This is a genomic window from Mycobacterium uberis (assembly GCF_003408705.1).
Taxonomy (GTDB): Bacteria; Actinomycetota; Actinomycetes; order Mycobacteriales; family Mycobacteriaceae; genus Mycobacterium; species Mycobacterium uberis.
In genome coordinates this window covers 1-7,536 of sequence record NZ_QAYL01000031.1, presented here as the reverse complement: position 1 = coordinate 7,536, position 7,536 = coordinate 1, and the positions used below count along the sequence as shown (strand labels likewise).

At 58.8% G+C, this 7,536-nt stretch carries 12 protein-coding genes and 1 pseudogene; 11 read left to right on the top strand and 2 right to left on the bottom strand.

The window, feature by feature from the left end:
* Positions 1 to 281 precede the first annotated feature (281 nt).
* The 11 genes from rplN to sppA are packed head-to-tail and all read left to right on the top strand — an operon-like array spanning position 282 to position 6,247.
* Entirely contained in the window at positions 282 to 650 is a 369-nt protein-coding gene (gene rplN, locus MUBE_RS13925) for a 50S ribosomal protein L14 (protein WP_116540987.1), read from the top strand.
* Positions 651 to 968 carry a 50S ribosomal protein L24 gene (gene rplX / locus MUBE_RS13920; protein WP_116540986.1) on the top strand — a complete coding sequence of 106 codons (318 nt, stop codon included), beginning with the start codon at positions 651 to 653 and terminating at the stop codon, positions 966 to 968.
* Complete coding sequence (gene rplE / locus MUBE_RS13915) at positions 968 to 1,531, top strand: 50S ribosomal protein L5 (RefSeq protein ID WP_116540985.1); 564 nt, start codon at positions 968 to 970, stop codon at positions 1,529 to 1,531. The genes rplX and rplE overlap by 1 nt, the downstream gene beginning before the upstream one ends.
* A gap of 4 nt (positions 1,532 to 1,535) precedes the next feature.
* Positions 1,536 to 1,721 (top strand): type Z 30S ribosomal protein S14, encoded by a 186-nt coding sequence (locus MUBE_RS13910; RefSeq protein WP_011739072.1) that lies wholly within the window; start codon positions 1,536 to 1,538, stop codon positions 1,719 to 1,721.
* A gap of 24 nt (positions 1,722 to 1,745) precedes the next feature.
* A complete protein-coding gene (gene rpsH / locus MUBE_RS13905; RefSeq protein ID WP_116540984.1) occupies positions 1,746 to 2,144 on the top strand; it encodes a 30S ribosomal protein S8 in 399 nt (132 codons plus the stop codon).
* A gap of 23 nt (positions 2,145 to 2,167) precedes the next feature.
* Positions 2,168 to 2,707 (top strand): 50S ribosomal protein L6, encoded by a 540-nt coding sequence (gene rplF, locus MUBE_RS13900; protein WP_116540983.1) that lies wholly within the window; start codon positions 2,168 to 2,170, stop codon positions 2,705 to 2,707.
* A 2-nt stretch (positions 2,708 to 2,709) separates the two neighbouring features.
* The gene (gene rplR / locus MUBE_RS13895) at positions 2,710 to 3,078 is read left to right on the top strand and encodes a 50S ribosomal protein L18 (RefSeq protein ID WP_116540982.1); all 369 of its coding nucleotides are present in this window, start codon (positions 2,710 to 2,712) and stop codon (positions 3,076 to 3,078) included.
* Between the two features lie 29 nt (positions 3,079 to 3,107).
* Positions 3,108 to 3,758 carry a 30S ribosomal protein S5 gene (rpsE, locus tag MUBE_RS13890; RefSeq protein ID WP_116540981.1) on the top strand — a complete coding sequence of 217 codons (651 nt, stop codon included), beginning with the start codon at positions 3,108 to 3,110 and terminating at the stop codon, positions 3,756 to 3,758.
* Between the two features lie 2 nt (positions 3,759 to 3,760).
* Positions 3,761 to 3,943, top strand: coding sequence for a 50S ribosomal protein L30 (gene rpmD, locus MUBE_RS13885; protein WP_116540980.1), 183 nt, complete (start codon positions 3,761 to 3,763; stop codon positions 3,941 to 3,943).
* Positions 3,940 to 4,380: a 50S ribosomal protein L15 gene (gene rplO / locus MUBE_RS13880; protein WP_116540979.1), complete on the top strand. Its 441-nt coding sequence runs from the start codon at positions 3,940 to 3,942 to the stop codon at positions 4,378 to 4,380. Before rpmD ends, rplO begins: the two co-directional genes overlap by 4 nt.
* Before the next feature lie 58 nt (positions 4,381 to 4,438).
* Positions 4,439 to 6,247 carry a signal peptide peptidase SppA gene (gene sppA, locus MUBE_RS13875; protein WP_116540978.1) on the top strand — a complete coding sequence of 603 codons (1,809 nt, stop codon included), beginning with the start codon at positions 4,439 to 4,441 and terminating at the stop codon, positions 6,245 to 6,247.
* A gap of 624 nt (positions 6,248 to 6,871) precedes the next feature.
* On the opposite strand, the gene MUBE_RS20620 is transcribed toward sppA, so the two are convergent.
* A complete protein-coding gene (locus MUBE_RS20620; protein ID WP_424399105.1) occupies positions 6,872 to 7,249 on the bottom strand; it encodes a PE domain-containing protein in 378 nt (125 codons plus the stop codon).
* A gap of 57 nt (positions 7,250 to 7,306) precedes the next feature.
* Positions 7,307 to 7,536 (bottom strand): annotated as a pseudogene (locus MUBE_RS16455) (hypothetical protein); the annotation flags it as partial.

The window sequence follows — 7,536 nt, the reverse complement described above, 5'->3', positions numbered from 1 at the left end:
ACCACACAGCTGACGTCCGGCAAGCCGAGTGTTTGAACTACGGTGGGCCGGCCCCACCCCACACCGACAACCCAGCTCCATATCTAAATTTTGGCAAGAATTTGGCCCTGAGCTGGTCATCCCCTAGACTCTGGGGGTTGCCTTGGGCAGACCTCGGTCGACACGTGCAAGCGACGAGCCTGCAAGGTGGCCCCGCGTGCCCTTCGGCGGCAAAGATTGCGCACGTCGGGTTTTTGTGGGTTCTTCCTGCCGTGCATACGTGAACCAGGTCAGGAGATCGGGTGATTCAGCAGGAATCGCGGCTGAAGGTGGCCGACAATACCGGCGCCAAGGAGATCTTGTGCATCCGGGTACTCGGCGGCTCGTCTCGACGCTACGCCGGTATCGGTGATGTCATCGTTGCTACCGTCAAGGACGCCATTCCTGGTGGCAACGTCAAGCGTGGGGATGTTGTCAAAGCCGTCGTGGTACGCACCGCCAAGGAGCACAGGCGTCCTGACGGCAGCTATATCAAGTTCGATGAGAATGCAGCGGTGATCATAAAGCCGGACAACGAACCGCGCGGGACTCGTATCTTCGGGCCGGTCGGCCGCGAACTTCGTGAGAAGCGGTTCATGAAAATCATCTCGCTGGCCCCGGAGGTGCTGTAGATGAAGGTTCATAAGGGCGATACCGTTCTGGTTATCTCGGGGAGGGACAAAGGTGCCAAAGGCAAGGTGCTGAGGGCTTACCCGAGCCGTAGCCGGGTGCTGGTCGAGGGCGTCAATCGGATCAAGAAGCACACCGCGATTTCGACCAACCAGCGTGGAGCCCAGTCTGGTGGAATTGTCACCCAGGAAGCCCCAATCCACGTCTCCAACGTGCTGGTGGTCGATTCGGACGGCAAGCCCACCCGTATCGGCTACCGGGTAGACGAGGAGACCGGCAAGCGAGTGCGTATCTCCAAGCGCAATGGCAGGGACATCTGATGAGCACTGTAGAAAAGATGCAGCCGCGCCTTAAACAGCGTTACCACAACGAGACCCGGGATTTGTTGAAAAAGCAGTTCAGCTATGGCAATGTGATGCAGATCCCGGCCGTGATAAAGGTCGTTGTCAACATGGGCGTCGGTGAAGCAGCCCGAGACGCCAAGCTGATCAACGGTGCAGTCAGCGACTTGGCGCTGATCACCGGGCAGAAACCCGAGATCCGTAAGGCGCGGAAGTCGATCGCGCAATTCAAATTGCGCGAGGGCATGCCGATCGGTGTTCGGGCAACTTTGCGTGGTGACCGGATGTGGGAGTTCCTCGACCGCCTCACGTCGATTGCGCTTCCACGTATTCGTGACTTCCGGGGGCTTTCACCCAAGCAATTCGATGGCGTCGGCAACTACGCCTTCGGACTGGCCGAGCAGTCGGTGTTCCACGAGATCGATGTAGACAAGATCGACCGGGTTCGCGGCATGGACATCAACGTCGTCACTTCGGCGACGACCGACGATGAAGGACGAGCGCTGTTGCGGGCCCTCGGCTTTCCGTTCAAGGAGAACTGAGTACATGGCGAAAAAAGCACTGGTCAACAAGGCTGCACGCAAGCCGAAGTTCGCGGTGCGCGGTTACACGCGTTGCAGCAAATGTGGTCGCCCACGTGCGGTGTTCCGCAAGTTCGGGCTGTGCAGGATCTGCCTGCGCGAGATGGCGCATGCCGGCGAGTTGCCCGGTGTGCAGAAGAGCAGTTGGTAACAGGTACACAGGGACTAGAACACCATGACCATGACGGACCCGATCGCAGACTTCTTGACACGTCTACGCAATGCTAATTCGGCGTATCACGATGAAGTGACTTTGCCGCACTCCAAGATCAAGGCCAATATCGCCCAGATCCTTAAGAACGAGGGATACATCAGCGACTTTCGCACCGAAGACGCTCGGGTTGGCAAGTCATTGGTTATCCAACTTAAGTACGGGCCAAGCCGGGAACGCAGCATCGCTGGTTTGCGTCGGGTATCCAAGCCGGGGTTGCGAGTGTATGCGAAATCGACCAATTTGCCGCGGGTATTGGGTGGGTTGGGCGTGGCTATAATCTCGACCTCCTTGGGCCTGCTAACCGACCGTCAGGCGGCCAGACAGGGTGTGGGCGGTGAAGTCCTCGCTTATGTGTGGTAGCCGGAGAGCAGGAGTAAGCGATCATGTCACGTATTGGTAAGCAGCCGATTCCGGTCCCCGCCGGAGTCGACGTCACGATCGACGGTCAGAACGTATCGGTAAAGGGACCTAAGGGCACCTTGGATTTGACGGTCGCCGAGCCGATCACACTGGCGCGCAACTCCGACGGTGCCATCGTGGTCACCCGTCCTGATGATGAGCGGCGCACCCGCTCACTACACGGGCTGTCGCGTACTTTGGTGTCTAACCTGGTTATCGGTGTGACGCGGGGTTACACCGCCAACATGGAGGTCTTTGGTGTGGGCTACCGGGTTCAGCTCAAGGGCTCCAATTTGGAGTTCGCGCTGGGGTATAGCCATCCGGTGGTGATCGAAGTTCCCGAGGGCATCACGTTCGCGGTTCAGTCACCGACAAAGTTCACCATCACGGGGATTGACAAGCAGAAGGTTGGTCAGATCTCGGCGAATATCCGCCGTCTGCGCCGCCCCGATCCGTACAAGGGTAAGGGTGTGCGTTACGAGGGTGAGCAAATCCACCGCAAGGTGGGAAAGACAGGTAAGTAATCATGGCGCAATCAGTTTCTGAGGCCCGACGAGTTGCTCGGCTGAGTAGACACGCACGACTGCGCAAGAAAGTGTCGGGCACTCCGGAGTGCCCCCGGTTGGTGGTGAGTCGTTCCGCGCGGCACATTCATGTGCAACTGGTTAACGACGTCACCGGCACTACGGTGGCCGCCGCGTCATCAATCGAGGCTGATGTGCGCGGTCTGCAAGGTGACAAGAAAGCCCGCAGTGTGCGGGTCGGTCAATTGATCGCTGAACGTGCCAAGGCTGTCGGCATTGACACGGTGGTATTCGACCGTGGTGGGTACACCTACGGTGGACGGATCGCGGCGCTGGCTGATGCCGCACGTGAGAGCGGATTGAGCTTCTGAATGACAAATAAGACTGGAAGGACCGCATAATGGCGGAGCAGCCAGCTGGCGGGCTAGGTGATAGCCGCGAAGGCCGTGGCCGGCGCGAGGGAGGTGGCCGTGGTGGTCGTGATCGGGACCGTGACGGTGAGAAGAGCAACTACTTGGAGCGGGTCGTTGCCATCAACCGTGTCTCCAAGGTGGTCAAGGGTGGTCGGCGATTCAGTTTCACCGCTTTGGTCATCGTAGGTGATGGTCACGGCTTAGTTGGTGTTGGTTACGGCAAGGCCAAGGAAGTTCCCGCCGCAATTGCCAAGGGGGTCGAAGAGGCACGCAAAGGCTTCTTCCGGGTGCCGTTGATCGGCGGCACTATTACTCATCCGGTGCAAGGCGAAGCGGCGGCGGGCGTGGTGCTGTTACGCCCTGCCAGCCCGGGTACCGGTGTGATCGCCGGTGGTGCGGCACGGGCGGTGTTGGAATGCGCCGGGGTGCACGACATCTTGGCGAAATCGTTGGGCAGCGACAACGCGATCAACGTGGTGCATGCCACCGTGGCCGCGCTCAAGCTGTTGCAGCGTCCGGAGGCGGTGGCGGCTCGGCGCGGCCTGCCCATCGAAGATGTCGCCCCGGCTGGGATGCTGAAGGCGCGGCGGGAGAGTGAAACGCTGGCCGCCAGCGCAGCGCGTGTGGGAACGGTATAACCATGGCATACTTGAAGATCACCCAGGTACATAGCAAGATTGGGGCACGGTGGAAACAGCGGGAAAGTCTGCGCACTCTGGGCCTGCGGAGAATTCGGCATTCGGTGATTCGTGAGGACAACGCAGCCACCCGTGGGTTGATTGCGGTGGTACGCCACCTCGTCGAGGTGGAGGAGGCCAAGTGACCATTAAATTGCACGACTTGCGCCCCGCGCACGGGTCGAAAACCCCACGTACCCGGGTCGGCCGTGGTGCGGGCTCGAAGGGCAAGACTGCCGGCCGCGGTACCAAGGGCACTAGGGCCCGCAAGCAGGTGCCGGTGACCTTTGAGGGCGGGCAGATGCCGATCCATATGCGGCTGCCTAAGTTCAAGGGATTCCGGAATCGATTCCGCGCAGAATGCGAGATCGTCAATGTCGGTGACATCAACCGGTTGTTTCCTAAGGGCGGTGCAATCGGCGTGGACGATTTGGTGGCCAAAGGGGCGGTTCGGAAGAACTCGTTGGTTAAGGTTCTAGGGGACGGCAAGTTGACCGTCAAAGTTAACCTGTCCGCACACAGATTTAGCGGCAGGGCGCGCGACAAAATCACCGCCGCAGGCGGCTCCATTATCGAGCTGTAGTCAGACCATCCCCCCACCTGTACGGCGGGGGTTCACCGTGTATCGGTACGCTGCAAACATGTTCGTCTTTTTGCCCCTTCTTCCTGGTATCGACGACGTGCGTGCTCTGTTCAACCGGGTTAACACGGCCCGTCACCATGGCATACCGAACGGTTGCGTGCTCGAAGTTAACTTGCGGTCGATGCCCCCAGAAACTACCAGCTTTGACCCTTTTGCATTTATCGCCGGGGATGGTCGACCGATCGCCCTGCGTGAGGCTGTCGCCGCGATTTACCGCGCCGCCGACGACCCCCGGGTCGCCGGCATGATTGCCCGCGTTCAGCTGGGTGCGTCGCCGCCGGCGGCAGTGCAGGAACTGCGCGAGGCCGTCGTCACCTTCAGCGCGGTCAAGCCGTCACTGGCCTGGGCCGAGACCTATCCGGGCACGTTGTCCTACTATCTGGCTTCTGCCTTTGGTGAGGTCTGGATGCAGCCGTCGGGAAGTGTCGGGCTGATTGGCTTCGCGAGCAATGCTACGTTTCTACGGGACGCGCTGGCCAAGGCAGGAATCGAGGCACAGTTTGTCGCACGGGGTGAATACAAGTCGGCAGCAAATCTTTTCACCGAAGGTGGCTTTACCGATGCCCACCGCGAGGCGGTCAGCCGGATGCTGGCAAGCCTGCAAGACCAGGTGTGGCAGGGGATCGCTGAATCACGCAAGCTCGATCCCGCAGCGCTCAATCCGTTGGCCGACCGGGCTCCTCTGTTACGCGATGACGCGATCGCCTCCGGTTTGGTCGACCGGATAGGATTCCGCGATGAAGCTTATGTCCGAATAGCGGAACTAGTTGGTGCCGAAGGTATTACGCCAAAGTCGAGTGAGTCGACGACGAGTCTGGACACTGACAGCGGTCCACCGCGGCTATACTTGTCGCGCTATGTCGGTGCGATCCGGTCCCGGTTGGTACCACCCATGCCGTCGATTCCTGGCCGCCGATCTAAGTCAGCGATAGCCGTGGTCACCTTGGAAGGCGCGATTGTTAATGGACGCGGTGGACCGCAATTTCTGCCGTTTGGCACCTCTACCGGTGGTGGCGACACCATTGCGGCGGCACTGCGTGAGGCCGCTGTTGATGATTCGGTGTCTGCAATTGTGCTCCGAGTGAACAGCCCAGGCGGCTCAGTCACCGCATCTGAAACTATCTGGCGTGAGGTGAAACGAGCCCGCGATCGCAGCAAGCCGGTGGTGGTGTCCATGGGTGCGGTCGCCGCCTCCGGCGGCTACTACGTCTCGGCGGGCGCCGACGCGATTGTGGCTAATCCGGGTACAATCACCGGTTCGATTGGTGTGATCACCGGGAAGTTGGTGATTCGGGATCTGAAAGTTCGATTGGGCGTCGGATCAGATACGTTGCGCACCAATGCCAATGCCGATGCATGGTCAGTTGATGCGCCGTTCACGCCGGAACAGCACACCCATCGAGAGGCCGAGGCAGACTTGTTCTACTCCGATTTCCTGCAACGCGTCGCCGAAGGCCGCGGTATGACCATCGATGCAGTGGATGATGTTGCGCGAGGACGGATCTGGACCGGCGCCGACGCGTTCGAACGCGGCCTGGTTGATGAACTTGGCGGCTTTCGAACCGCGGTGCGCCGCGCCAAGGTCCTGGCCGGTCTGGATGCTGACGCCGACGTCCGCCTCATCAGTTATCCTGGCTCGTCGTTGTTGGACATGGTGCGACCCCGTGCGTCGTCGCAACCCGGCGCTGCGTCACTGCCTGACGCGGTGGCCGCGCTGCTGGGCCGCTCGGTTGCCGAGGTTCTTGAACACATCGAGCAGGTGCTAAGCGGTGTCAACGTGTTGTGGCTGGGGGAGTCGCGTTGGTGAGAGCCGCAGCGACGTAGCTTATTTCGCAGAAATGGTTAGTCGGAGGGCAGAGCGACTATCTGCGGCGCCTGGCCAAGCGGAATTACCCTCGACGACAGCTGAGCCCACACCTCACGTGCGTAAGTGTTCATTGCTTTCGCGTTCCGCGACCTTAGAACACCTAATATTTTTCGAGGGCAGCGATCTCCGGGGCATTTATTCCGAACTTGTCCATGGCTTCCTGCACCTTCTTGTGGTGAGCGGTGATATCTGCCGAAGGCACCAAGTTCGTATGCATTCGTGTATTAGGCGTCTGCGATGTCCTGGGCCGTTTTGGCGGTCAGTTTGGCACGGTTGGTAGGCGGTTCACAGCCATGCCCAACGTTGGATGGCTGTTTCCTCCATCCAGTTCGCCGACTCGCCTGCTCGTCCATTTTGTAGCTGCCCATCTCACCCATTGAAGTGTTGTAGTTGCTCAAGTCGGACTACTTCTTACAGGAGTTCAGCATCGACTCAAGAACCTTGACCATATATATATGTATATATGGCGTTGAGAATATCATCCGGTGTTACCGTTGTGAACGGTGCTGATAACTCTGGTGGTGTTGGAAATACTTTTCTTCTCTTTGTTTTCCTTCAGTAAGGTTAGTCGGTCAACCTAAGTTTTCGAGGTTGTCGACCGCAACGTCCGAATAGGTAGCGCTGGCCTTCTGCAAGACATCTGCATACGGTTGAATAATCTCCGCGTATTGAGCGCTGAAGGTCCTGAGATTTCTGTGCTTGCCGGTAGAGGTAATTCGCTGCCAACAGCGATATTCGATCGGTAGCTGCAGTCGCAAAAGTGGTTATAATTGCTGCTACGGTACTGCTGTCATCTAACCGATCCGCTAAGCTGTCCACCTCAAGCGTGTTGCCTTCAACTTCTCGGGGCCTATCGTCGCAAACGATATGTAAACTCCGCTCTTTCAACGTACCCGAGCAAAACGCACGGGTACGGTCAATTAGCGGTCCCTGTGTTGTCACCACCGCAGGTGTCTGCGGTGGTGAGGGTTGTGTGCATCAAGGTGGTGTTTCTTTGTGTTAAGTGGTGGTGTTGGTGTCGTTGCGGAGCGGTCGGTAGATGGTGTCGGAGAGTTGTTGTTTGAGGTAGTACATTGTTTCGTTGTGGTTTTTGCTGCTCGCGGGTTTGCGTAGGTAGTAAGTTTTGCCGCTGGTGTTTCGTCGGATTGGGTGGTAGCCATGATGTGGAGGCACAAGTTGAGTTGGCGGTCGCAGGCTCGGGAAAGCCGGTGATAGACGGCGTTTCTGGA

What these genes read in the sequence shown, in the direction of transcription:
- rplX (WP_116540986.1), top strand. Translation starts at nt 651, where the DNA reads ATGAAGGTTCATAAGGGCGATACCGTTCTGGTTATCTCGGGGAGGGAC.
- rplE (WP_116540985.1), top strand. Translation starts at nt 968, where the DNA reads ATGAGCACTGTAGAAAAGATGCAGCCGCGCCTTAAACAGCGTTACCAC.
- MUBE_RS13910 (WP_011739072.1), top strand. Translation starts at nt 1,536, where the DNA reads ATGGCGAAAAAAGCACTGGTCAACAAGGCTGCACGCAAGCCGAAGTTC.
- rpsH (WP_116540984.1), top strand. Translation starts at nt 1,746, where the DNA reads ATGACCATGACGGACCCGATCGCAGACTTCTTGACACGTCTACGCAAT.
- rplF (WP_116540983.1), top strand. Translation starts at nt 2,168, where the DNA reads ATGTCACGTATTGGTAAGCAGCCGATTCCGGTCCCCGCCGGAGTCGAC.
- rplR (WP_116540982.1), top strand. Translation starts at nt 2,710, where the DNA reads ATGGCGCAATCAGTTTCTGAGGCCCGACGAGTTGCTCGGCTGAGTAGA.
- rpsE (WP_116540981.1), top strand. Translation starts at nt 3,108, where the DNA reads ATGGCGGAGCAGCCAGCTGGCGGGCTAGGTGATAGCCGCGAAGGCCGT.
- rpmD (WP_116540980.1), top strand. Translation starts at nt 3,761, where the DNA reads ATGGCATACTTGAAGATCACCCAGGTACATAGCAAGATTGGGGCACGG.
- sppA (WP_116540978.1), top strand. Translation starts at nt 4,439, where the DNA reads ATGTTCGTCTTTTTGCCCCTTCTTCCTGGTATCGACGACGTGCGTGCT.